This is a genomic window from Bradyrhizobium sp. IC4060, assembly GCF_020193715.1.
Lineage (GTDB): Bacteria > Pseudomonadota > Alphaproteobacteria > Rhizobiales > Xanthobacteraceae > Bradyrhizobium > Bradyrhizobium yuanmingense.
Map to the genome: position 1 here is coordinate 182,411 of NZ_JADYVJ010000001.1, position 24,982 is coordinate 207,392.

Annotated in this window: 14 protein-coding genes and 1 tRNA gene; 2 read left to right on the forward strand and 13 right to left on the reverse strand. The window is 65.6% G+C overall.

All coding sequences use genetic code 11. From position 1 onward, the window contains the following. Positions 1-26: 26 nt before the first annotated feature. The 7 genes from I6F16_RS00830 to I6F16_RS00860 form a co-directional block, all read right to left on the reverse strand. Positions 27-2,264, reverse strand: coding sequence for a tetratricopeptide repeat protein (locus I6F16_RS00830; RefSeq protein ID WP_225112830.1), 2,238 nt, complete (start codon positions 2,262-2,264; stop codon positions 27-29). A gap of 118 nt (positions 2,265-2,382) precedes the next feature. Further along, on the reverse strand, positions 2,383-4,656 hold the full coding sequence (locus I6F16_RS00835) for a tetratricopeptide repeat protein (protein WP_225112829.1): 2,274 nt from the start codon (positions 4,654-4,656) through the stop codon (positions 2,383-2,385). Positions 4,657-4,770: 114 nt separating this feature from the next. Then, positions 4,771-7,002, reverse strand: a complete 2,232-nt coding sequence (locus tag I6F16_RS00840) for a tetratricopeptide repeat protein (RefSeq protein ID WP_225112828.1) — start codon at positions 7,000-7,002, stop codon at positions 4,771-4,773. A gap of 92 nt (positions 7,003-7,094) precedes the next feature. Then, entirely contained in the window at positions 7,095-7,832 is a 738-nt protein-coding gene (locus I6F16_RS00845; protein WP_035999552.1) for an amino acid ABC transporter ATP-binding protein, read from the reverse strand. A gap of 11 nt (positions 7,833-7,843) precedes the next feature. Continuing rightward, positions 7,844-9,364, reverse strand: a complete 1,521-nt coding sequence (locus I6F16_RS00850; protein ID WP_109145812.1) for an amino acid ABC transporter permease — start codon at positions 9,362-9,364, stop codon at positions 7,844-7,846. Then, positions 9,361-10,566: an ABC transporter permease subunit gene (locus I6F16_RS00855; protein ID WP_225112827.1), complete on the reverse strand. Its 1,206-nt coding sequence runs from the start codon at positions 10,564-10,566 to the stop codon at positions 9,361-9,363. Before I6F16_RS00855 ends, I6F16_RS00850 begins: the two co-directional genes overlap by 4 nt. A gap of 25 nt (positions 10,567-10,591) precedes the next feature. Then, positions 10,592-11,608: an amino acid ABC transporter substrate-binding protein gene (locus I6F16_RS00860; protein ID WP_036027973.1), complete on the reverse strand. Its 1,017-nt coding sequence runs from the start codon at positions 11,606-11,608 to the stop codon at positions 10,592-10,594. A 397-nt stretch (positions 11,609-12,005) separates the two neighbouring features. On the opposite strand from I6F16_RS00860, the gene metC reads away from it, so the two are divergent. Next, positions 12,006-13,190: a cystathionine beta-lyase gene (metC, locus tag I6F16_RS00865; RefSeq protein ID WP_128261755.1), complete on the forward strand. Its 1,185-nt coding sequence runs from the start codon at positions 12,006-12,008 to the stop codon at positions 13,188-13,190. 65 nt (positions 13,191-13,255) lie between these two features. Here metC and I6F16_RS00870 read toward each other — a convergent pair whose 3' ends face one another. From I6F16_RS00870 to I6F16_RS00895, 6 genes are all read right to left on the reverse strand, one after another. Continuing rightward, positions 13,256-13,594, reverse strand: coding sequence for a lipid-A-disaccharide synthase N-terminal domain-containing protein (locus tag I6F16_RS00870; protein WP_025036223.1), 339 nt, complete (start codon positions 13,592-13,594; stop codon positions 13,256-13,258). Next, positions 13,591-14,328, reverse strand: a complete 738-nt coding sequence (locus I6F16_RS00875; RefSeq protein ID WP_225112826.1) for a glycosyltransferase family 2 protein — start codon at positions 14,326-14,328, stop codon at positions 13,591-13,593. The genes I6F16_RS00870 and I6F16_RS00875 overlap by 4 nt, the downstream gene beginning before the upstream one ends. A 64-nt stretch (positions 14,329-14,392) precedes the next feature. Next, positions 14,393-15,238: a phosphatase PAP2 family protein gene (locus I6F16_RS00880; RefSeq protein WP_225112825.1), complete on the reverse strand. Its 846-nt coding sequence runs from the start codon at positions 15,236-15,238 to the stop codon at positions 14,393-14,395. A 1-nt stretch (position 15,239) separates the two neighbouring features. Then, positions 15,240-16,982, reverse strand: a complete 1,743-nt coding sequence (locus I6F16_RS00885) for a glycosyltransferase family 39 protein (protein WP_225112824.1) — start codon at positions 16,980-16,982, stop codon at positions 15,240-15,242. A gap of 50 nt (positions 16,983-17,032) precedes the next feature. After that, positions 17,033-19,204 (reverse strand): penicillin-binding protein 1C, encoded by a 2,172-nt coding sequence (pbpC, locus tag I6F16_RS00890; RefSeq protein ID WP_225173363.1) that lies wholly within the window; start codon positions 19,202-19,204, stop codon positions 17,033-17,035. Positions 19,205-19,209: 5 nt separating this feature from the next. After that, positions 19,210-24,405, reverse strand: coding sequence for an alpha-2-macroglobulin (locus I6F16_RS00895; RefSeq protein WP_225112822.1), 5,196 nt, complete (start codon positions 24,403-24,405; stop codon positions 19,210-19,212). Positions 24,406-24,824: 419 nt separating this feature from the next. Here I6F16_RS00895 and I6F16_RS00900 point away from each other — a divergent pair. Next, positions 24,825-24,901 (forward strand) — tRNA-Arg (locus I6F16_RS00900). Positions 24,902-24,982: the final 81 nt, after the last annotated feature.

Here is a 24,982-nt window from a genome sequence, read left to right on the forward strand (position 1 = left end):
CACAAAATCTGCGCGGTTCGGCCGGCTTAAGCGACCTCCCCGCTTTCCGAGGCCGCGGCACAATAGTCGCGCCAGAACTTGCGGTAGCCCTCCTCGACCCTGCGCGTGTAGGTTTCGACATTACCCGCGGCCGAAGCCGCGATCCGGGCCGGCAATTCCGCGCGCAGCTTTGCCAGATGCGCGGGCTGGGCAGCGAATTTGCACGCGATGGCGGCGTAGCCCTCGTCGTCCTCGGCCACCCAGTCGTCAAGACCGACGGCGGCCGCGATGGAGCCGCCGGCGCGCGAGGATGCGCCGTGGCCGAGCTTGGCGACGACCGGAACGCCCGCATAGAGGGATTCCCAGGTGCTGACGCCGCCGTTCTGCGGAAACGGATCGAGCGAAATATCGACCAGCGCGAAGGCTCGCAGATGATCGGCGCGCTCGGACGAGCCGAGGCAGGTGATCCTCTCCTCGGCAATCCCGTGGGCGACAAAGCGCGCGAGAAGGCCGTCGCGCACTAGGGGATCGTCGAGCAGCGTATGCTTGATGATGATCTTCGATCCGGCCACCTCCCGCATCACGTTCGACCACACGCGAATGGCCTCGTCCGAGATCTTGTTGACGCGGTTGAACACGCCGAAGGTGACGTAGCCGTTGCGGAGCATGGGAAGCTCCGAAGGCGGCACATCGAGGATGGGATCGATCGTGATCAGGCACGGCAGGTCATAGACCTTTTCGGCCAGCAGATGCCGCGCCGATTGCGGAATGAAGACCGGGTCCGCGAGCACGTAGTCCATCGTCCGGAGACCCGTACCGGTCGCGTGTCCGAAGCCCGTGACCTGGATCGGAGCCGGCTTGCGGGCGAAGACCTGAAGCCTGTTGCCCGACGAGTGCCCGGACACGTCGATCAGGATATCGACCTTGTCGGCCTCGATACGATCGGCCAGTTCGTCGTCGAACATCTGCCAGGCATCGACCCAGCCGTCTGCCGCCGACTTGAATTCGGCTGTGATCGCATCTCGTGTCGGCGAGCACGAATAGCAGACGACCTCGAAGCTGGCATGATCGTGATGGCGCAGCACCGGCAGCAAGCCGAACGCCGCCGAATGATACCAGAATTCGGCGGAAACATAGCCGATCACGATCCGCCTGTCGGGATCGAGCTGCCGGGGGGCGAGCTTCCTCTGCGGCACGCGGGCACCGATCGCTTCGCCCCAGGACCGTCGCGTCGCCTGCTGGATAGTGAAATCGGCGTCGGGGAGAAAGTCCAGATAGTAGATCTTCCGCGCCATCAAGTCTGGATCCGGCGAGATCGCCAACGCGGCGTCGAGATGTTCGATTGCGGACGCGATTTCTCCCTGATTTGCAAAACAGGAGCTCAGCAACGCCAATGCGATCGTGGAACGTGGATTCTGCTCGAGCAAGGTCGTGCAGGCCAGGATCGCCTGTGCGGTGTTTCCCAGGCTGAGCGAGACCTCCGCCTTGCCCCGCAAGGCCATCTCGAACCGGGGTGAAAGCGCAAGTGCCGCATCGAAGTCCGCGGCCGCCTGTTCCAGCCGCGACAGGGACGAATTGAGGCGTCCGCGCTGCGCCAAGATCTTCGCTGAATCGGGCTTGATCGCGAACGCCGCTGCGAGCGCAGCCTCCGCCTCATCGTAGCGCTTGAGCTCGATGCTGACCACGCCTTTGCCGATGAGCGATTCGACGTGGCGCGGCTGAAACAGCAGCGCGCGATCAAAGCTCTCCCTGGCGCGGTCGAACCGGAACAGCGCCAGCTCCGCCACGCCACGATTGCAAAGCGCGTCGGCGTAGTCGGGCTTCAGCTTGATGGCGCGCTCGTAGACCTCGATGGCCTGTTCGGGCAGGTTCATCTGGAGCAGGATGTTGCCGAGGCCGGCCAGGGCCGGGGTAAAACTCGGCTTCAGCGCGATCGCTTTCTCCTGACAGGCGCGCGCCGCTTCCAGTTTCTGAAGCACGAAGTAGACGGCCGCGAGATTGCTCTGAGCCTCGTGCGAACGCGGATCGATCGCAATCGCGCGCTCGAGCAGCTGTTGCGCTTCGTCGAGGCGCCCGCCCTGCTGCACGCTGAGGCCGAGCACGTGCGTCGCGTCGAAATGATCCGGAACGGCTTGCAAGATCTGGCGGCAGAGCGCCTCGCTCTCCGCATATCTGCCTTGACCATAGGCGCTCGCCGCGGCGGAGATGACGGCGTCGGCCTGCTTCTTCAATTTCTTCTGCAATCGCGCATTCTGGAATGCGCGCGCGCCGACGCTGCTCTGCAAGGTGTCTCTCCGGAAGATGGCCCAAGGCCGAGTCTAACTGATTCGCGCACCGACCCGGCCGGGCTGCCGGACCAGAAATCCGTCCGGGATATCCCGGGGGTCGCCTGCAGGATGCGGCTCAGGAGCCGCCAGGTGCGTCCGCCCCGCTGACCGCAGCGTCGGCGTGCTCGGCGGCAGCGGCACAATAGTCGCGCCAGAACTTTCGGTAGCCCGCCTCGAGCTCACGCGTGTAGATCTCGACATTGCCGGCGGGCGAGGCTGCGATCTGGGCCGGTAAGCCCGCGCGCAACTTTGCCAGATATTCGGGCTGCGAGGCGAACTTGCGGGCGATCTCGACATAACCGTCGTCATCCTCCGCGACCCAGTCGCCGAGGCCGACGGCCGCCACGATGGAGGCGCCAGCACGCGAGGAGGCTCCAATGCCGAGCTTGGCCACGACCGGAACGCCCTTGTAGAGGGATTCCCAGGTGCTGATGCCGCCGTTCTGCGGGAACGTGTCGAGGGAAATATCGATCTTGTCGAAGGCCATCAGATGGTCGTCACGCGAGGTGGTGCCGAGGCAAGTGATGTCCTCCTCCGCAATACCCTGTGCGATGAAGCGTGCGACCAGGCTATCGCGCAGCAGGGCATCGTCGAGCAAACCATGCTTGAGGATGATCTTCGATCCCGGCACTTCCCGCATGATGCGCGACCACACGCGGATCGCATCATCCGAGATCTTGTAGATGCGGTTGAACACACCAAAGGTGACGTAGCCGTTGCGGAGCATCGGCAGCTCGGAGGGCTTTAGATTGGTGACCGGCTCCATCGTGATCAGGCACGGCAGATCGTGGATCTTCTCGGGAAACAGATGCCGGGCCGATGGCGGAATGAAAATGGGATCGGCGAGCACGTAATCCATGGTCGGCATGCCCGTACCCGTCGCGTGTCCGAAGCCGGTGGCCTGGATCGGAGCCGGCTTCCGCGCGAAGCATTGCAGCCTGTTGCCGGTCGTGTGGCCGGAAACGTCGATCAGAATGTCGACATTGTCGGCCTGAATACGATCGGCGAGCTCGTCGTCCGACATCTGCCAAGCGTCGACCCAGACATCCGCCAGCGCCTTGAACTTGGCGGTGTACTCGTCCGCCCCCGGCCAGGCGTAATAGCAGACGATCTTGAACTTGGCGTGATCATGATGGCGCAACACGGGCAGCAAGGTGAGTCCCGCCGAGTGTTGTCGGAATTCGGCCGCGACATATCCGACCACAATCTGCTTGTCCGGATCCAGCGGCCGCTTCGGCAGCGTCCTTTGCGGAATCCTCGAGCCGATTGCATCCCACCAGGACTTTCGCACCGCCTGCTGGACCGCGAAATCCGCCTCCGCAAGGTAGTCCAGCAAGAAGATCTTGCCTCTGATCGCGTCTCCATAGTCCGGTCGGAGCGCCAGCGCGCGATCGAGATATTCAATCGCGGATTCCATGTCTCCCTGGTTCGAATAAGCGAAGCCCAGAAGCGCCAACCCCATCTCCGAGCGTGGATTTCGCTCGATCAAGGTCGTTGCGGCCGCCATCGCCTGCGCGGTCCTTCCCATGACGAGGCAGACCTGCGCCTTGCCCCGAAGGGCCAGCTCGAGCTTGGGCGAAATCGCAAGCGCCGCATCGAAATCCGCCAGCGCCTCCTGCAGGTGCTGTAGCTCGTAACTGAGCCGTCCGCGCTGGGCCAGAATTCGTGGCGCGCCTGGCTTGATTGCGAGGGCCTGAGCGAACTTGGCTGCGGCCTCCTCGTGGTGCCGCAGCTCCATGCTGACCATGCCGCTGCCGACGATGGCCTCGGCGTGACGCGGCTGAAACAGCAGGGCGCGATCGAAGCTCGCCTTGGCACGCATGATCTGCCCAAGCACGATCTCGACCATGCCGCGATTGCAGAGCGCATCGGCACAATCCGGTTTAATCTTGATGGCGCGCTCGTGCATCTCGAGCGCCTGTTCGTACAGCCCCATATGCATCAGCGTGTTGCCGAGATTGGTCAATGCGACGGCGAAACTCGGCTTCAGCGCGATCGCCCTCTCCTGGCAGCGCCGCGCCTCTTCGTAATTGCCGAGGTCGAAATGCACGGTAGCGAGGTTGTTGTGTGCATCGTGCAGGCGCGGATCGAGCGCGATCACGCGCTCGAGCAACTCCCTCGCCTCTTCCAGGCGCCGGCCGTCATGGGCGCACATGCCGAGCAGGTGCATGGCATCGACATGATCCGGAAGGGCTTTCAGGATCTCGCGGCATAGCGCCTCGGTCTCGGCATATCGGCCCTGGCCATAGGCGTTCGCCGCAGCGGCAATGACGGCGTCGGCCTGCTTCATCAACTTCTTCTGCAATCGTGCATTCTGGAACGCGCGCGCGCCGCCGCCGCTCTTCTGCAAGGTGTATCTCCGGAGGATGCCCTCAGCAGAGTCTAACTGATTCGCGAGCCTGGCCAGCCGGTCACCGGAGTCGCTCCGCCTCCGGGATTTCCCGGGGCCCGGCGCAAGATCTTTCTAGGCCACCTCCGAGGCGGCGGCACAATGATCGCGCCAGAACCGGCGATAGGCCGCTTCGACCTCGCGCGTGTAAAATTCGACGTCGCCGGCCGGCGAGGCTGCGATCCGAGCCGGCAGATCCGCCCGCAGCTTTGCCAGGTAGGCCGGCTGCGCCGCATATTTGCACGCGATCGCGGCATAGCCCGCGTCATCCTCGGCGACCCAGTCCTCCAGGCCGACGGCGGCAACGATGGAGCCGCCGGCGCGCGACGAGGCGCCGCGGCCGAGCTTGGCGACCACGGGAACGCCGGCATAGAGGGACTCCCAGGTGCTGATGCCGCCGTTCTGCGGGAAGGTGTCGAGGGAAATGTCGACCATCGCAAAGGCCCGCAGATGCTCGGGGCGCGAGGTCGAGCCCATGCAGATGACGTTCTCTTCGGCGATGCCCTGTGCCGCGAACCGCGCGATCAGTCGATCGCGCAGCAATGGATCGTCAAGCAGCCCGTTCTTGACGATGATCTTCGATCCCCTCACCGCATGCATCACGTTCGACCACACCCGGATGGCTTCGTCCGAAATCTTGAAGATGCGGTTGAACACCCCGAAAGTGACGTAGCCGTTGCGGAGCATGGGTGGCTCTGAAGGCGGAATGTCCAGGATCGGATCGATCGTGATCAGGCACGGCAGGTCGTGCACCTTCTCGGCCAGGAGATGGCGCGCCGATTGCGGGATGAAGATCGGGTCCGCGAGCACGTAGTCCATGGTTTGAAGGCCCGTCCCCGTGGCATGCCCGAAGCCCGTCACCTGGATCGGCGCCGGCTTGCGGGCGAAGACATGAAGCCTGCTGCCGGTCGTGTGCCCGGAGACATCGATCAGAATATCGATGCGATCGGCCTGGATGCGGTCGGCCAGCTCGTCATCGGACAATTGTGCGGCATCGACGAAGACATCCGCGAGAGGCTTGAAGCTCTCCGTCATCTCGTCCTGCACCGGCCAGCAGGAATAGCAGACGACCTTGAACTGGGCGTGATCATGATTGCGCAGCACCGGCAACAGAGAGTATGCCGCCGAGTGGTCCCTGAATTCGGATGCGACGTATCCGATCACGATCCGCCGGTCAGGATCGAGTGGCCGCGGCGCCAGCGTCCTTTGCTGCAGCTTCGCGCCGATCGCGTCCCACCAGTATTTCCGCGCGGCCTGCTGGGCGGCGAAATCGGCCTCCGGCAGGTAGTCCAGCACGAAGATCTTGTATCCGATCGCCTCCGGAAAATCCGGCGCGATCTCGAGCGCGGCGTCGAGGTGCGCGAGCGCGGTCGCGATGTCTCCCTGGTTCACATGGCACGCCGCCAAAAGTGCCAACCCCATCTCGGATTGCGGATTGACCTCGAGCAGCGTCTTGACGCCTGCCATCGCCCGCGCCGTGTTGCCCGCGAGAATGTCGATCTGCGCCCGCCAGCACAGCGCGAGCTCGAGCCGTGGCGATTGCGCCAGCGCCGCGTCGAGGTCCGCGGCCGCCTGCACCAGCCGGGACAAACTTAGGTTGAGCCGTCCACGCTGCAGCAGAATCCGCGGCGAACCCGGCTTGATCGCGAGCGCGGCGTCGAAGGCGGCGCCCGCTTCCGCGAAGTGCCGAAGCTCGAGGCTGACCATCCCCCTGCCCGCGATCGCCTCGGCGTGAGATGGCTGAAATGTCAGGGCACGGTCGAAGCTCGCTTTGGCGCGCTCGAACTGGCCCGTCATCAATTCCGCCATGCCGCGGTTGCAAAACGCATCGGCATAATCCGGCTTCAGCCTGATCGCCCGCTCGTGCAGCCCGATCGCCTCGTTGCCGAGCCCGATGTGCAGCAACGTATTGCCGAGATTGGTCAGGGTGATCGGACAATTCGGCTTGAGCGCGATGGCCTTCTCCTGGCAGGCGCGGGCGCCAGCGAATTTCTCCAGCGCGAAATAGACCGCCCCGAGATTGCCGTGCGCATCGGGCGAACGCGGATCGAGTGCAATTGCACGCTCGAGCAGGAATTCCGCCTCATCGAGCCGCCCGCCGTCGAACGCGCGCAGGCCGAGCAGGTGCGTGGCATGAAAATGATCCGGCACCTCCTTCAAGATCTCGCGGCAGAGCATCTCGGCCTCATCGGGCCTGCCCTGCCCGAGTGCCTCGATCGCGAAGGCCATGACGGCGTCCGCCTGCTTCTTCAGCTTCTTTTCCAGTCGCGCATTCTGGTATGCGCGCACGCCGGCACTGCTCTGCAAGGTCTCTCTCCGGAGGATGTCCGAAAAGAAGCAAGCCGATTCGGATGGTGCCAGGCTTGCGGTCAGACCGGCGAGGCCACGGGTCGCCGGGCTCAGCGCAGAATCTGGCTCAGGAACAGCTTGGTGCGGGCGTGCTGCGGGGCGGCGAAGAACTCGTTCGGAGTGTTGGCCTCGATGATCTGCCCGGCATCCATGAACACGACGCGGTTGGCGACCTCGCGGGCAAAGCCCATCTCGTGAGTGACGACCAGCATGGTCATGCCTTCCTCGGCGAGGTCGACCATGGTGTCGAGCACCTCCTTGACCATCTCGGGGTCGAGCGCCGAGGTCGGCTCGTCGAACAGCATCACCTTCGGGTTCATGGTCAGGGCTCGCGCGATCGCGACACGCTGCTGCTGGCCGCCGGACATCTGACCCGGAAACTTGTTGGCCTGGTGCGGGATCTTGACGCGCTCGAGGAACTTCATCGCCGTCACCTCGGCGTCCTTCTTGGGGATGTTGCGGACCCAGATCGGCGCCAGCGTGCAATTGTCGAGCACGGTCAGATGCGGGAACAGGTTGAAGCTTTGGAACACCATGCCGACTTCACGGCGGACCGCGTCGACGTGCTTGAGGTTCGGCCCGAGCTCGATGCCGTCGACGACGATCTCGCCTTCCTGGAATTCCTCCAGCGCATTGATGCAGCGGATCAGCGTGGACTTGCCCGAGCCCGAGGGGCCGCAGATCACGATGCGTTCGCCCTTCTGCACCGCGAGATCGACGTCACGCAGGACGTGGAATTCGCCGTACCATTTGTTCAGGCCGGAAATCTTGACGATGGGCTCGGACATGGTGGCCTCGATCAGTTGCGGCGGTGGGCGTTGAGGCGGTGCTCGACGAACAAGGAATAGCGCGACATGCCAAAGCAGAACAGGAAGTAGATGATCCCAGCGAAGGCGAAGCCGGTGAACGCCGTCGACGGCGTCGACCATTTCGGATCCGCGAACGAGGCGCGCAGCGAGCCGAGCAGATCGAACAGCGCCACTATCGAGACCAGCGAGGTGTCCTTGAACAGCGAGATGAAGCTGTTGACGAGGTTCGGAATGACGTGCCGCAGCCCCTGCGGCAGCACGATCAGCGAGGTCGTCTTCCACCAGGACAGCCCGAGGGCGGCGGCCGCCTCGCTCTGCCCGCGCGGGATCGCCGCCAGCCCGCCGCGGACGTTCTCGGCCTGATAGGCGCCGGTGAACAGCGCGATGCCGATCAGCGCACGCACCAAGCCGTCGACGGTGAAATTGCCGGGAAGGAACAGCGGCAGCATGTAGGTTGCGAAGAACAGCACGGTGATCAGCGGCACGCCGCGCCAGAACTCGATGAAGGCGATCGAGAAGATCCGGATCAAGGGAATGGTCGAGCGGCGGCCGAGCGCGAGCGCGATGCCGATCGGCAGCGAGGTGACGATGCCGGTGACGGACACCACCAGCGTCACCAGGAGGCCACCCCACAGATTCGTCGTTACGATCGGCAATCCGCCGTGATCGAGATCCATCAGCCTGATGACGATGGCGATGCCAATGAAGGTGGCGATGCTCGACGCCAGAGCCCGCCCGCCGGTGCGAACACCACCGCCGAGAACGAAGGCGATCAGGCAGACGATCGCGCCCGTGACGGCGAAATCTGCCCAGACCGGCTGGCCCGTGCCCTGGATATAATCGCGCAGCCAGGTGAGCGGAAAGATCAGCCAATGGATCACCGTGCCGAGCAGCACGATGAGGCTCCCGAGCACCCACAGCAGCGGACCGACCGCGGAGGTCCTGCTCGAGGTGAGCAGCGCCTGTCCGGCACCGACGATGCTCTCGTCGAACAATTGCAGCAGGCCGGCCGTCCAGCTCAGCCCGAAGCCCTTGATGCCGCCGCCGTGCAGCAGGAAGAACGCCACCACCGGAAAGGCGACGAAGAACAGGCCGGCATTCAGGCTCTTCGCCGGCAGCCGCGGAATGAGCAGCGGCAACAGTAGGACCACTGCAAGCAACAGCGTCAAGTTCACCCGCCAACGCTCGGCCTCGGGATAGAAGCCGTAGATCAGTTGCGGGAGCTTCGCCTGGATGTAGGGCCAGCAGGCGCCGACCGCAAAGCCGGCGTTCTCGGCGAGGCACGCGGTGCGGTCCTTACCGCTCCAGACCGCATCGACCAACAGGAACTTGACGGAGGGAACGATGGTGAACCAGAGCAGCAAGGCGCCGACGATCGTCAGCAGGATGTTGGTCGGCGAGTTGAACAGGCGCGTGCGCATCAGGCCGATGAAGCCCGTGGTCTTCACCGGCGCCGGACGCTCGGCGAGCAGGTCCTGGCGGACGAAGCTGGACGAGATGACATCGCTCATGCGCCGAGGCTCCGGCTGACGCGCCACCCGTAGACGCTCATGATCGCGCTGGTGAGGAGCGAGATCAGGAGATAGACGCCCATCGTCATGGCGATGATCTCGATCGCCTGCCCGGTCTGGCTCAGCGACGTGCCGGCAAACACCGAAACCAGGTCAGGATAGCCGATCGCGACCGCCAGCGACGAGTTCTTGGTGAGATTGAGGTACTGGTTGGTCAGCGGCGGCACGATGACGCGCATGGCCTGCGGCACGACGATGAGGCGGAGCGTGGCGCCGCGGCTGAGGCCGAGCGAAGATCCCGCCTCCATCTGCCCCTTGTGAACGGACAGGATGCCAGCGCGCACGATCTCGGCGATGAAGGCGGCGGTATAGGTCGCCAGCGCCACCGTCAGCGCCACGAATTCCGGGATGATGCGTGAGCCGCCGGCGAAGTTGAACCCCCTCAGCTGCGGCAGCTCGAAGGTGAAAGGCAGACCGAAGACCAGCATCGTGGCCAGCGGAAGCCCGAACAGCAGGGCCAGCACGGAAGGCCAGATGCGGATCACCTGCCCGCGCTGAAACAGCGCTCGCCTTGCGTAGACGCGCAGCGCCAGTGAGGCGACGATGCCGAGCGCCAGCACCGCGAGGAACGGCGCAAGACCGCTCTGACCGATCGGGCTGGGAATGACGAGGCCCCGATTGCTGATGAAGGCAATGCCGAACAGGGAAATGCTCTGCCGCGGATTTGGCAGGGCCGCGAGCACCGCCAGGTACCAGAACAGGATCTGGAACAGCAGTGGCAGGTTGCGGATGACCTCGACATAGATCTCGCCGACCCGCGACAGCAGCCAATTGGGCGACAGCCGGCACAGCGCGACGATGAAGCCGATCACCGTGGCGAAGACAATGCCCACCACGGAGACCACGAGCGTATTCAACAGTCCGACCACGAACACGCGCAGGAACGTGTCCGAGCCGGTATAGGAGATCAGGGTCTGGTTGACGTCGAAGCCGGCATTGTTCCTGAGGAAGCCGAAGCCGGCGGCGATGTGCTGGTTCTCGAGATTGGCCCGCGCGTTGGAGACGATCTCGTAGCCGATCCAGCCCAGGATCGCCGCGAAGGCAAGCTGGACGGCAACGCCGTTCCAGCCTGCCTTGCCGCCCAGAATGCGCCGGATCTTCAGCGCGATCTGGGGCGGCGGTTTTCGAGCCTCGGTGCTCATGCCGCTGCCGGCCGATCAGGGCTGATCAGCGGATCGGCGGCGCGTACTGAAGACCGCCCTTGTTCCAGAGATTGTTGACACCGCGATTGATGCCGAGCGGCGAACCGGCGCCGACGGTGCGATCGAACACCTCACCGTAATTGCCGACGGTCTTGACGATCCGCACCACCCAATCCTTGGTCAGGCCGAGCTGTTCGCCGAAATTGCCGTCGCTGCCGAGCACGCGCTTCAGCTCGGGATTTTCCAGCTTCGCCTTCTCGTCGATGTTCTTCGAGGTCACGCCGAGCTCTTCGGCGGTGAGCATCGCGAACAGCGTCCATTTCACGATGTCGAACCACTGGTCGTCGCCGTGCCGCACCATCGGACCGAGCGGCTCCTTCGAGATGATCTCGGGCAGCACCATGTGGTCGTTGGGGCTGGCGAGCTTGAGGCGGTTGGCGTACAGGCCCGACTGGTCGGTGGTGAAGACGTCGCAGCGGCCGGCCTCATAGGCCTTGACGGTCTCGTCGTTGGTGGCGAACGCGATCACCTCGTACTTCATGTTGTTGGCCTTGAAGTAGTCGGCGAGATTCTGCTCAGTGGTGGTGCCGGTCTGCACGCAGACCGATGCACTGTTGAGCTCGAGCGCCGAATTCACCTTGAGCGACTTCTTCACCATGAAGCCCTGCCCGTCGTAATAGGTCACGCCGGTGAAATTGGCGCCGAGCGAGGTGTCGCGCGAGATGGTCCAGGTGGTGTTGCGCGAGAGCACGTCGACCTCGCCGGATTGCAGCGCCGTGAAGCGGTCCTTGGCCGACAGCGGCACGAACTTGACCTTGGTCGGATCGTTGAAGATGGCGCCGGCAATGGCGCGGCAGACGTCGACGTCGATGCCGGTCCAGTTGCCCTTGTCGTCGGGCGAGGAGAAGCCCGGCAGGCCCTGGCTGACGCCGCAGGACACCATGCCCCGATCCTTGACGGTCTTGAGCGTTTGCGCATCGGCGGCTTGGGCGGTGAGGCCGGCGGCGAGAGCAAGGGAGAGAGCCAGGGTTACGCGTTTCATGGGCTTTGGGCCTTTCAAGGTCGTCTCAAGGTCAGGAATGTTGTCTTAGGATCGTCTCTGCCAAACCAGGTCCTTCAAGAATCCGGCCTTGCAAGAGTCATGCTGGAAAACCTTGCCGAACACTCGCCGATCTCGGGAGCCCATACCTTCATCCCCGCCGCCGGCGCCCGCCATCTCTTGGCTGTGACGCGACGTCCGGTCAGGCAATGGATCGAAGGTCGCGGCAGGCCCCTCAACATGCGGCGACTGAATAGCACCTGCGCATCACAGAACGACTGGCGTTCCGGGTCAAGGGGTTGACGGGACTCTTCTGTGTTCTGTTATTAACGACCGCGGCCTTTCGGTCGGCCCAGGGGCGCGATGCGTCCGGTGGAAACGCGGTTTTGAAAGCAGGCGCATGGATTCTTCGTCCCCCCAAGAGCAGCACGCCGAGACCCGGCTGGTCACCTCCGGCCGCGACACCAAGGCGCAGAAGGGGTTCGTCAATCCGCCGGTCTTCCACGGCTCGACCGTGCTCTATCCGACCGCAGAGGACCTGCACGCCCATCGCGGCGAGTTCACCTACGGCCGTCACGGTTCCCCGACGACCAAGGCGTTCCAGGAGACGCTGATGGCGCTGGAGGGTCCGCAATGCGCCGGCGTCGGTATCGTGCCGTCGGGGCTGTCGGCGATTTCCACCACCCTGCTCTCGGTGCTCAAAGCCGGCGACCACATCCTGGTGGTCGACAACATCTATCGGCCCTCGCGCAATTTCTGCAACGGCATGCTCACGCGCTACGGCGTCGAGACCACCTATTTCGATCCGATGATCGGCGCGGGCATCGACAAGCTGTTCAAGCCCAACACCCGGGCCGTTCTGGTGGAGGCGCCGGGCTCGCAATCGTTCGAGATGCCCGACATCCGCGCCATCGCCGAAGTCGCACATGGGCGCGGCGCGCTCGTCATCGACGACAACACCTGGGCGACGCCGCTCTATCACCGCTCGCTGGACCAGGGCGTCGACATCAGCATGCAGGCCGCGACGAAATATATCGGCGGCCATTCCGACATCATGTTCGGCACCATCTCGGCCAACGCCAAGGCCTGGCCGATGATTGCCGAAGGCATCCGCTTGCTCGGCGTCTGTGCCGGCCCCGACGACGTCTTCCTGGCGCTGCGCGGCCTCCGCACGCTGTCGGTGCGGCTGGCGCAGCATCATCGCTCCGGGCTCGAGATGGCGCGCTGGCTGGCGGCAAGGCCTGAGGTTGCGCGCGTGCTGCATCCCGGGCTCGAGACCGATCCCGGTCATGCCATCTGGAAGCGCGACTTCACCGGCGCCTCCGGCCTGTTCAGCATCGTGCTGAAGCCGGCGCCGCAGAAGGCGGTCGACACCATGCTCAATACGCTGAAGCTGTTCGGCATGGGCTTTTCCTGGGGCGGGTTCGAGAGCCTTGCAATTCCCTTCGATTGCGATGCCTATCGCACCGCGACTAAATGGGCGCCCGGCGGCCCGACGCTGCGTCTCCACATCGGGCTCGAGAGCACCGACGACCTCAAGGCCGATCTCGATCGCGGCTTCGCTGCCCTGAAAGCGGCCATGTGAGCATCAGGATTGGGCATCTCGCCCAACAACGTGCCAGGCTTCAACAAGCGGAGCCGAACGCTGGATCAGCGGTCCAGCGTCTTCGAGGCGGTGCCGCGGTTCTTCCAGATCAGCATGATGTTTCTGATATAGATGATGGTCGCGAGCGACTGTCCGAGGATGATGACGGGCTCGCGCTTCACGACGCCATAGACCAGCGTCATCAGCCCGCCGCCCATCGAGCAGAACCAGAACGCCATCGGCACCACGCTGTTGCCGGCGCGCTCGCTCGCGATCCACTGCACCAGGAAGCGCGCCGTGAAGAACAGCTGCGCGACCAGGCCGAATGCCAGCCAGAAGTCGAACTTGGCGACGAAGACGTCATAGAGATAATTGCTCAGCGCCTGACCGTATTGAATGATCATGCGTCCACCTCGGTCACTTCTGGCGTCGGCTTCTTGCGGCGGATCAGCCACCAAACGCCGGCGAGATCCATGATGCCGATCCACAGCCGGTCGAAGAAACCATAGTTGGACGCGCCCGAATGGCGCGGCCGGTCGATCACGTCGACATAGGCGATGTCGTAGCCTTCGCGGCGGACCAACGCGGGAAGGAAGCGATGCAGCCCGTCAAAATAAGGCAGCATCAGGAAGACGTCGCGGCGGAACGCCTTCAGCCCGCAGCCGGTGTCGCGCGTGCCGTCCTTCAGGATGGCGTTGCGAACGCCGTTGGCGATGCGCGACTGGAATTTCTTGAAGCCGGTGTCCTTGCGCCCGATCCGCTGGCCGGCCGCGAGACCGACGCGCCCTGCCCCCTTCTCGACCGCCGCGATCAGGTCGGGCAGGAAGGCCGGATTGTTCTGGCCGTCACCATCGAGCGTCGCCACGATCTCTCCGCGCGCCGCGCGCACGCCGCTGCGCACGGCCGCCGACTGGCCGCCCGATCTTGCATGGCGAAGCTGACGCAGATTGCTCCGCTGCTTCATGATGGCGCCAAGCCGCTCGCCGGTGGCGTCGGTCGAGCCGTCGTTGACGTAGATGATCTCATAGGGCCAGCGGCCATCGAGTGCCGCGCCGATCTCCGCGATCAGCGGCGCGATGTTATCGGCTTCGTTGCGCACGGGAACAACGATGGACACCGAAGGCTGGGACGTCGACAAATCGAGGCTCGTGGTTGGAATTGACCTGCCCAGAGGAACCGGCGGTCCCGGCAGGCAGCCGCTTTTATGGGGCGGATGCCCGGTGGGCAACCCTTTTAAGGCGGTCGGAAAACGTCCCTGAAAGCGGCACGATGGTGCCGTCGGCGCGGATGGCAAATCCGAGCTTTCGGGCCGCGAACCAGTAATGAACGGCCATGGCGCCCACCGTTCCGATCAGAGCGCCGGCGACCACGTCGCTCGGATGATGCGCCAGCAACACCAGGCGCGTCAGCACGATCACGATTGCGTAAGTGAACATGAAGACGCGCAGACGCGGCCACAATGCCGAGACGGCAAACGCCAGGGCGAACGCGGCCACGGCGTGGCCTGACGGCAGGCTGGCATAAGCCCCCGTCCCCTCGAACGGGACGAAGTTGAACGGATTGGCCTTGCCCCCGACGAACGGACGTCCGCGGCCGATGACATATTTCAGGATCTCGGCGACGAAGGCTGACACGGCAACCGACAGAAACAGGAATTGCAGCCGCGTGCCGAAGCCGAGCAGCAGCGCGCGGCGGCTCCCACGCAGCCCGGCCGCGACGAGCGCCAGCACCACCAGCGCAGCACCCAGCACCGAGAGGATATACTCGTCCTTGCCGAAATCGGTGAGGATGCGGATCGGCCACAGGCTCGGCGTGCCGCGCGGCGGCATCAGTAGGATCTCGGTCTGATCGAACGCGACCATCAGCACGATGACGAGCGCTGCACCCGCCGCGGCAAGCCACAGCGAATGCCGCGCCAGCTTCCGGGCGGCCTCGGCGCGGCGCGAGTGCGAGGGCGACCGCACGAGCTGCGCCAGCGCGCGCCAGGACACCGCTAGCAATTGCGCAGGATAGCCGGCATGCGCTGCAACGTCGGTCAGAGCCCGCATCCTATTCGGTACCTTCCGATCGGAAGATCGAGATCGAGATCGCGCGCCCTTGCGAGAAGTTATAGCCGTCGATGCGCGCGCCGACCTTGTAGCGCAGCCCGATCGCCTCGGCACGCTGCACGAAGCTGCGCTCCGAGCGCTGCTCGATCAGCGCGAAGCGGCAGCTGCCCTGCCGCAGGAAGTCCGCCGCACCGGAGCCGTCGGTGAGCAAGGTCCGGGTGCCCGCCAGGAAGACGAGGCTCGGCTCGTGATAACCGGCCGCAGCCGCCTTCGGTCCGACGCAGGTGACGTTGCGAAGCGCGCGCGCGATCTCGATGCTGGGAAACAGCGGGGTCAGCGACGGCAGCACGATGCCGTAAATCGTCACGGCGAGCATCAGGCCTGCGACCAGGGCGTTGAGAAACGAGCGCTCGGCGCGGTTGGTATCGAACAGCCACCAGGCGAACAGACCGAAGATCAGCGCGGCCGCGATGAACGGCCAAGCTACGAAAGCGGGCTGCCGCGTCAGTATCACCGAGCCGACCACCGCGATGATGGAGGCGGCTGCGGGGATCGCGAACCACCAGGCCGAGCCGCGCATCAGCCAGGAGCGCGACAGCACGCGCCGCTCCACCGCGCCGGCGGTGAGGATCGCGATCGCGGGATACAGCGGCAGCACGTAATGCGGCAGCTTGGTCAGCACCGCCTCGAACACGATCCAGGACGGGATCAGCCAGGCCAGCAGGAACTGCGCACCGGGCTCGCGGCGGGCCCGCCACACCGCGGGCGCCGCCATCGCCGCCAGCGGCGCACCCGGCCAGAACGTGATCCAGAACAGCGCCAGGTAAAGTCCGGGCGGTGCGCCGTGGGATTCCTGGGCGCCAAGCTTGCTCAGCATGTCGCCGCCGACGGAGGTGGTGAAGAAGGTCTCGCCCGCGCGCCAGAAGATCGCGACGAACCAGGGCAGCACCAGCACCAGCATCCACATCAGGCCCCAGACAGGCCGCAGCTTCCACAGCCAGGAGGCGTCGCGGTCCTGGATCGCGAGCGCGACGATGGTCAGGCCTGCGAACATCAGGATCAGCGGCCCCTTGATCAGGATGCCCGCAGCAAGCGCGGTCCAGAAGATCGCGGGCCAGCTCCAGGGCGGATGCGTCTCGTCCTCGGCGCGCTGCCAGGACAGATAGGCCCGCGCCATCGCGCCCATCGCGGCAACCACGCAGAGCAGCAGCACGGCGTCGGTCTTGGCCAGGCGCGCCTCGACGCCGAGCAGCACCGAGGCGCACATCATCAGCGCCGCCAGCACCGCGGCACGCCGCGTGACGAAGCCGAGCGCGGCCCAATACGTCATCAGCACGGCGCCGATCGCCCCCATCAGCGACGGCAGGCGGTAGACCCAGATCCGCAATTCGGCCTTCGGCAGCTTGAGCATCGAGGCGGCCTCGACGGTCGCCGATTGCAACCAGTAGATGCCGACCGGCTTCTTGTAGCGGACGTCCTCCTGAAAGCGGATGTCGACATAGTCGCCGCTCTCGACCATCTGCTTGGTGGCCTGGGCAAACCGCGCCTCGTCGCGGTCGATCGGCGGGATGGTGAAGAAGCCCGGCAGGAACAGCAGCAGCGCACACAGCAGCAGGAAGCCGACCGCGCGCGGGTGGCTGGCCGTGACGATGTCGAGCATGCGCACGAGCCCGCTGCCCGGATTTGTGGGCGATTTCGACTCGCGGGGGGCACCAAAACGGGGGCTGGGGTAGGTGTCGGCCATTGGTTCCGCTTACGCTGAAACCGCCATGGCGACAACCGCTTAAGGCAGGGTCATTGAATTCGAATGACGACTGTGTCCGCGGCGCCCGTGGCGTCGATCACGGTGAGCCGTGCAAAGCCCGGGCCGGGCGGATCGATCAGCCGCTGACGGCGGCCGTCGATCTCGCCGAGCGCGGTGCCGTTAACCATGACGGTCATGGGCAGCACGCCGCCGGCGACCTTGACTGGCATCGCCGCGCTCTCCCGGCCACCCGATCGATCGACGTCGATCCGCGAGCCGTTCAGCGGAAACTGGATGTGCAGCGGCTGCTCGCCCCCGCTTCGCACCAGTTCGCCGACCGGACGGAACCGCTTCAAGGGCAGCGGCAGCTTCGCGTTGCTTGCGACCAGGGTTCCCTTGGGCGGCTTCGGCAAGGCGGTCAGCGTCTTGCCGCTGCGGGCGAAGGCATCGAACAGGATGGGCGCGGCGGCAACGCGTCCGATCAGGCCGGGAACCGGCGCTCCGTCCGGACGGCCAACCCAGACGCCGATGGTCATGCGACCGTCGAAGCCGACCGACCAGGCGTCGCGATAGCCGTAGGAGGTGCCGGTCTTGAAGGCGATGCGGTTGTGGGCGGCGTTCTCCGGCGGTGGCGTGCCGAGCAGGACGTTGCCGACCTGCCAGGCTGCGACCTGATCCAGCAGCCGCAGCGGCTCCCGATCGTCCCTGGCCGTCACGATCTCGCGCAGCGGCTTGGTGGTCCCGAGGCGGGCAAAGCCGGCATAGAGCTGGGCGAGGTCCTGGAGCGTCACGCCGACGCCGCCGAGCCCCATGGCGAGGCCGGGCGCTTCGTCCTTGGGCAGGACGAGGTTGCCGCCGGCCTGCCGCAGCCGCGAGGTCAGCCGGCTCGAGCCGACGCGGTCGAGCAGCACGATGGCCGGCACGTTCAGCGACAGTTGCAGAGCCTTCCTCACCGGCACGGTGCCCTGGAAAGTCATGTCGAAATTTTCCGGCGCATAGGAGCCGAAGCGGACCGGGCGGTCGTCGATCAAGCTGTCGGGATGGACAAAGCCGTCCTCGAAGGCGAGCCCGTAGATGAAGGGCTTGAGCGTCGAGCCGGGCGAGCGGATGGCGCGGGTCATGTCGACCTGCCCTGCCCGGCTCTCGTCGAAATAATCGGCCGAGCCGACACGCGCGAGCACGTCGCCGCTCTCATTGTCGATCACGACGATGCCGACCGAGATGTTCGGACCCAGCGCAATTGCGCGGTCGCGCGCCAGCGGCTCCAGCACCTTCTGCAAGGTCGCATCGAGCGTCAGCTTGATGATCGGCGCGTCCTTGACCGTCGACTGCGCGGCGTCGGAGGCATGCGGCGCCAGGATCGGCATCGGCCTGCGCAGTTTCGGCACCGGCATCGCTTTGGCCTGATTGGCCTCGTCGGCGCTGACCACGTGCTCCTCGACCATGCGGTCGAGCACGCGGTCGCGCGCCTTGCGCGCAGCCTCCGGATAGCGATCCAGCCGGCGTGTCTCCGGCGATTGCGGCAGCGCAACCAGCAACGCGGCCTCCGCCAGCGACAGCCGCTTCGGCTCCTTGCCGAGGTAGGAGATCGACGCCGCGCGGATGCCTTCGAGATTGCCGCCATAGGGCGCCAGCGCCAGATAGAGATCGAGGATCTGCTCCTTGCTCATGCTGCGCTCGATCTCGATGGCACGCACGATCTGCCGTAATTTTGCGTAAAGCGAGCGCTGCCGCCGCGGCTCCATCAGACGGGCCAGCTGCATCGTGATGGTCGAGCCGCCCGAGACGATGTGGCCGCGCGTTCCCAGCTGCAACGCGGCGCGCCCCAGCGCCAACGGATCGATGCCGCCATGGGCGTAGAAGCGCTGGTCCTCATAGGCGAACAGCAGTTTCAGGTAGGTCGGATCGACATTGGTCCTGGCATCGACCGGCAACCGCCAGCGTCCATCCGCCATCGCATAGGCGCGCAGCAGTTTGCCGTTGCGATCGACGATGGTGGTTGAGACCTGGCGGGCTTCGTCGAGCGGGAGCGGGCCGAGCGCGGAGACCCAGCCAACGAAGCCGATGATGGCGAGGATAAAGGTGAGCGCGGCTGCGGAGAGAAGGCGAAAGGCGATCCGCCCCCTCCGCCCGTCATGGCCGGGCTTGACCCGGCCATCCACGCCAACACCCACCGCCGGCGCGGCCGTGGATGCCCGTGTATGTGGCTCAGCCTCGCTCATCTCACTCACTTCGCCGCCCGCACCTCGACACTGCCCGTGCCGGTCCGGCCATAGCGCGAGGGATTGTACATGTCCTCGACATAGGCCTGCGGCAGCACGTATTTGCCGGGCGAGACCGCGCGCACGACATAGCCGAGCGTGAAGACCGACTTGGAATCCGAGGCCCGGTCGACGGCCGCGGTGAAGCGGTCGTCGCGGAATTCGGTATGTTCCGGCTCCTCGCCGTCCTCGATCCAGTCCAGCGTGCCGCTGTCGCCGGACGACACCAGGTTCGGATTGTCGATCTCCAGGCCCGCCGGCAGATAGTCGGACACCATGATGTGGCCGTACTCGGGCTTGGCTTCGGTGATCTTCAGCACCACCGCAAAGCGCTGGTTCTGCTTGACCTTGCTGATGTCGGCGGGCTTGCCGTCGAGCGTGTAGTAGCCGCGCTCGATCTTGAAGCCGTTGGACGCCGCCGGCTCCGGCGTGACCGGCGAGCCCGACACCGAGACGACCGCCTGCACCGGCGCATCGCCGGTGTTGGTGATCTTCAGCGGCTTGCCACCCAGCGTGTCCGCCTTGTAGCTGCGGTACAAGGCGGTCTTGACCGGCTGGCCATCGACCTCGATCGAGAGGTTCTCCCTGGCGAGCGCACGCGCCGCCAGCACCAGCCACGCATTCTCCTGCGTGGAGGTGTAGGGCGTCAGCCCGCGGGCGGTCTCGACCCGCGACACCGCCTGCGTCAGCGTCGCCCTCGGCGCATTGCCTTCACTGGCGAGCGACACCAATGCTGCGGCATCGCGCAGCTGCGAGCCGTAGTCGGTGCGGCCGAATTCCAGCGCGGGCTTCGGCGCAAGGCTGTCGAGCGCCGCGCCATAGACCCGTTCGGCGCGGTTGCGGTCGCCGACCAGGGCGAGCGCCGCCGCAAGCTGCGATTTCGCGATTGGGGTCGCGAGGTTGGCGAGCTTGGTATCGGCGAGATAGCGGAGATCGCCGATCGGAGCTGCGCCGTTACGGGCGAGCACATACAGGCCATAGGCGAGATCGCGGCCACCGTCCTTCTCCGGCTCGTCGGCATTGACGACGGAGTTGCGGATACGGTCGAGCGCGTTCTTGAACAGCACGTCCGGCACCGCAAAGCCCTTCTCGCGGGCGCGGGTGAGGAAGTCCGTCACGTAGGCATCGAGCCAGGCATCGTCGCCGCCGGCCAACCACAGGCCGAACGAGCCGTTCGAGCCCTGGCGGGCCAGCAGCCGCTCGATGGCGTCGCGGATGCGCTGGTCGACCTCGGTGTCCATGGCAAGATGCGCGCCGGCCGCGAGCTCGTTGACATAGAGCAGCGGCATCGCCCGGCTCGTGATCTGCTCCGAGCAGCCATGGGGATAGCGGTCGAGCGCCTTCAGGATCGTTGCCGCGTCGAGTGCGGTCGACAGGCTGGCCGAAACTGAGACAGCGCCGGTGCCCGGCACGAGATCGGAGAACATGTCCGAGGTCAGCGTCAGGCTCTCGCCCTTCGCCAGCGTCCGGATCGAGCGCCGCGCCAGCACCTGCGTCGCCGGCTTGACGTCGAACGCATAGTGACGCACCAGCGCGAGGCCATTGGGGCCCCTGATGTCGACGTCGAGCGTCGCCTGCCCCGCCGCGGTCGCATCGAGCGCGAGCGAGAACGAATTGCGCTGCTTGGCGGCGAGCTTCACCGTGGTTGCGGGATTGCCGGTCATCTTCACCGGGCCGCCCGCCTTCACGCTGATGACGTAGTCGCCGGCCTGGCCCTCCACATTGTCGATCTCGAGGTTGACCGAGCCGCGGTCGCCGTTGAGCAGGAAGCGCGGCAGCGTCGTCGTCAGCACCACGGGATCGCGGATCACGACGTCGGTGTTGGCGCGGCCGAGCTTGGTCGCGGTCCAAGCCACCGCCATCACGCGCGCGGTTCCGGCGAACTCCGGAACATCGAAGCTCACTTCGGCCGAGCCGTCGGCGGCGACGGTGACGATGCCGGAATAGAGCGCGAGCGGCTTCTGCGTGGGCGGCGAGCCCTGGAGCTCGCCACCGGCGTCGCCGCCGGACTTGATCTGGCCGCGCGTGCCCGACATGCCGTCGATCAGCTGCCCGTAGAGGTCGCGAATCTCGGCGCTGAGGCGACGCTGGCCGAGATAATAATCGTCCGGCGCCGGCGGCTTGTAATTGGTGAGATTGAGGATGCCGACGTCGACCGCGGCGATGACGACCTTGGCGTCCTCGCCCGGATTGAGCCCATCGAGCTTGACGGGGATCTTCAGCGTCGAATTCGGCCGGATCAGCGAAGGCGGCGACAGCTTGACCTGCAAGGTGCGAGCCTGCTTGTCGATGCCGAACCATTTCAGCCCGATCGCACGGCCAGGCATGCGCTGGGCGGCGGCATCGAGCGGACGGCGCAGCGTCGCCACCACATAGGCGCCGGTGCCCCAATCCTTGCCGATCGGGAGCTTGACCTGCGCGGTGCCTTCCTTGACGTCGATGGTCTGCGTCGTCAGCAGCCGCTCGCCGAGCACGTTGATGGTGAGCTTGCCGGCGCTGCGGACGTTGACGGACACCGTCATGGTGTCGCCGGAGGCGTATTGCGGCTTGTCGATCGAGGTCTCCAGCAGGTCCGGCGTGTCGGCGCTGCCGTCCGAGTACCAGCCGACGTCGAACTGCACCGAGGTCACCGGGCCGTCGGCCTCGTTCGACTTGACGTCGAGCCGGTAGCGGCCGGGCTCCGGCGTGAGCGAGAGCCGCGTCGGCTTGTCGACCGTAACAGTGACGTCGCCGTCGGCGACGCGCGAGGTCGACTTGACCGGCTCGTACTCCCAGTAATTGTTCTGGCGGTACCACTGGTAGCGCGATTCGATCTTCAGGAGCTCGTAGCGCAGGCCGTCGCGGCGCAGCTTCTCGCCCTCCGGCGAGACGAACACGACGTCGAACTCGGCCTTGTCGCCCTCGGTGACGTTCTTGTCGCCGAACAGCGGCTTGATGCCGATCTGCGCCGTTGCCGGCGCGACCGGCAGCACGATCTTGCGCTCGACGGCGCGGCCGCCGGTCTCGACCATGCGGACGAAGATCTGCGCCTCCTGCGGGCGCGTCGAGGCCGGCTGCTTGTCCAGCGTCACCGGGAAGGTCGCGACGCCATTGGCGTCGGCCTCCGGCAGGTTCTCCAGCGGCGTGCGCTCGTTCGAGGTGGTCTCTTCGTCGTCGACGCCGAACTTGTAGCCGGCAAAGCCGGGCCGCTCGGCCGCCGGCGCGATCAGCATGTCGCCTTCGAGCTGCAGGCCCGAAGCAGGTGCGCCATAGAGGAAATGACCGTCGGCCTTAAGCTCCACTGGAGCGTTAGCTTTGATCAGCTTGTCCTTGGCGGACAAGTCGAATTCGATCCGATCGGGGACGTAATCCTCGACCATGAAGGTGGTCTCGCCGACCGAAGCTCCCTTCGGATCGGTGAAGGCGCGCACCCGCCACGTGCCGGTCGGTACGGCCGAGTTGAGCGGCACGGACAGCGTGCGGCCGCCGGCGCCCTGATCTGCCAGTACGGCGCGACGATATTCGACGCCGTCCGGGCGCTCGACCACCAGTGTCATCGGCCCGCCGGTGACGGCATTGCCCTGCCCGTCGCGCAGCAGCGCGGTGAGGAACACGGTCTCGCTGGAACGGTAGACGCCACGCTCGGCATAGACGAAGGCATCGGCGCCGGCGGGCACCGCGCGCCCCGAAACGCCGCGGTCGGACAGGTCGAAGGCCGAGGTCTTCAGGCTCAGGAAGGCATAGTCGGCCTTCTCGCCGGTGACCGTGAGCATCGCCGGCGACAATCCGCCCTCGCCGCGCGCAAGGCCGGCCTCGAACAGCACGTGACCAGCATCGTCGGTCTTGCGCGTCGCCAGGATCTCGTTGTTGCGCGCGACCAGGCGTACCTCGGCCTTGCCGACCGGGTCGGTCGACGCCAGCGAGTTGACGAAGACATGAATGCCGTCATTGCCGGAATAAGCGGCGATGCCGAGGTCGGAGACGATGAACCATTGCGTGGCGAGCTGGTAGTCCTCGTCCGAGGCCCTCGCCGCGGCCGTCATGACGTAGACACCGGGCTGGAGCTCGCCGAGCGCCTGGTCGACCGGGAACGCCGTGGTGACGTCCTGGTTCAGCGTCGTCGCAGTCGCAAGCTCGCCGGTCCACACCTTGACGCCGCGCTCGTCGCCGAGCTCGCTGAGCTGGTACTTCGACAGCGTCCTCTGAAAATCGCTGTCCACGACCGTGTTGATCAGGTTGCGGTCGCCGATCCGGAAGACATTGATGCTAACCGCAGGCGTGTTGACACTGACGACGGGAATGCCGCGCTGGCCGGTCCGCGGCAGCACATAGGCACGGCTGGTGAAGCGCGCGAACGGCTTGCGGTCGCGCACATAGATGTTGAACTCGGCCGATTTCGGCAGCCCCTCCTTCACGGTCGACGGCAAGCCGGCGCGCAGGTTGATGTTGTAGCGCTCGCCGTGCTTCAGCCCGTCGACGCAGAGCTGCTTGCCTTCGGCCGACAGCGCCGGCTTGTCCTGCCCGGCGAGAGCCAGGAACGGCGCGAAGTCGGTGCGCTTGGCGAGCTCCTCGGAGAACTGGAAGCAGGCACGCGGGCTCGCCGAGTCCGAATCGACGGTATAGTCGAGCAGCCGGAAGCCGTGCTCGTCGCGCATCTTCTCATATTGGCCGCGGACGTCGGCGACCTCGCGCATGTCGAGCGACAGCCGCAGCGCATCCAGTGCCGGCCGCCACAGCTTGCGGTCGGCCAGCGCCTTGCCGAGCACGGCGAGCGCGTCGGCCTCCTCGCCCGGATTGCCGGCGCGCATGTAAGCGATATAGGCCGCCGTCGAGGCGCGCTCCAAAAGGAAGGTCTGCTCGCTCGAGCTCTTCGGCGAGATCTGGAAGATGACCTTGGCGAGCCGCAGCCAGTTGCCGGCATCCTCGGGCGTGGTCGCGGCGATCTGGCCGAGCACCGAAAGGCCGGTGCGGTAATCATTGCGCCGGAAGGCGGCGTCGGCGTCCGTCTTCAGCGTCGCATTGGTCCGGGCGACCGGCCCCGCCTCGCTCTTGATCTGGGCCTCCAGCTTGATCGCGGAATCCGCGAGGTCGTCGCGTTTGAACGCCTTGTCGGCGGCCTGCGCGGTGACAAGGCCGAGCGCTAGCGCGGCGCAGATTGTGACGGCGCGAACGAGACCGATCATTGAAGACTCCCGGAAAGCGCGGACGAACGCCGCGGCGGCAAATGAAATGCGCGGAAAGGTGACGGACTCAAGGCGATGGAACCAGAAGGTGCAAAGCGTCGCTTTCGCCATGACAGAGGTAAGCCCAGAGGAGACCGGCCAAGATATCGCCACGCACGCCGTCCTGATGGCGCAGCACTACCTGACCAGTCGACCGGCGGCCGTGCCCCGGAAGCTGTTCAGCGTTCCCTGCGATGTGATCCATCGTCCAGTCCGCTGCCGCTCGACCCGGCACCCTGACACCCCACCGTTCCGCTTTGTCGCCGCACTGAGGAAAACGGTTCGGTTCAGGCTTGGCGAAACACCACTTTTTTCATATTGGCATGCTACATGAACGGCCAGCCGCCAATCCGGGCGGCCCAAACCGGCCGGCTCAAGACGGTCCCGTAGCTCAACTGGATAGAGTAGCGGATTTCTACTCCGCGGGTTGCAGGTTCGAGTCCTGCCGGGATCGCCAGCTCGTTGCCTCGCCGCCGCTCTTCACGAACGCGTGGGTAACCATATGCCGGCCTTTGAACGGCGCCGATCAGCCCTATCT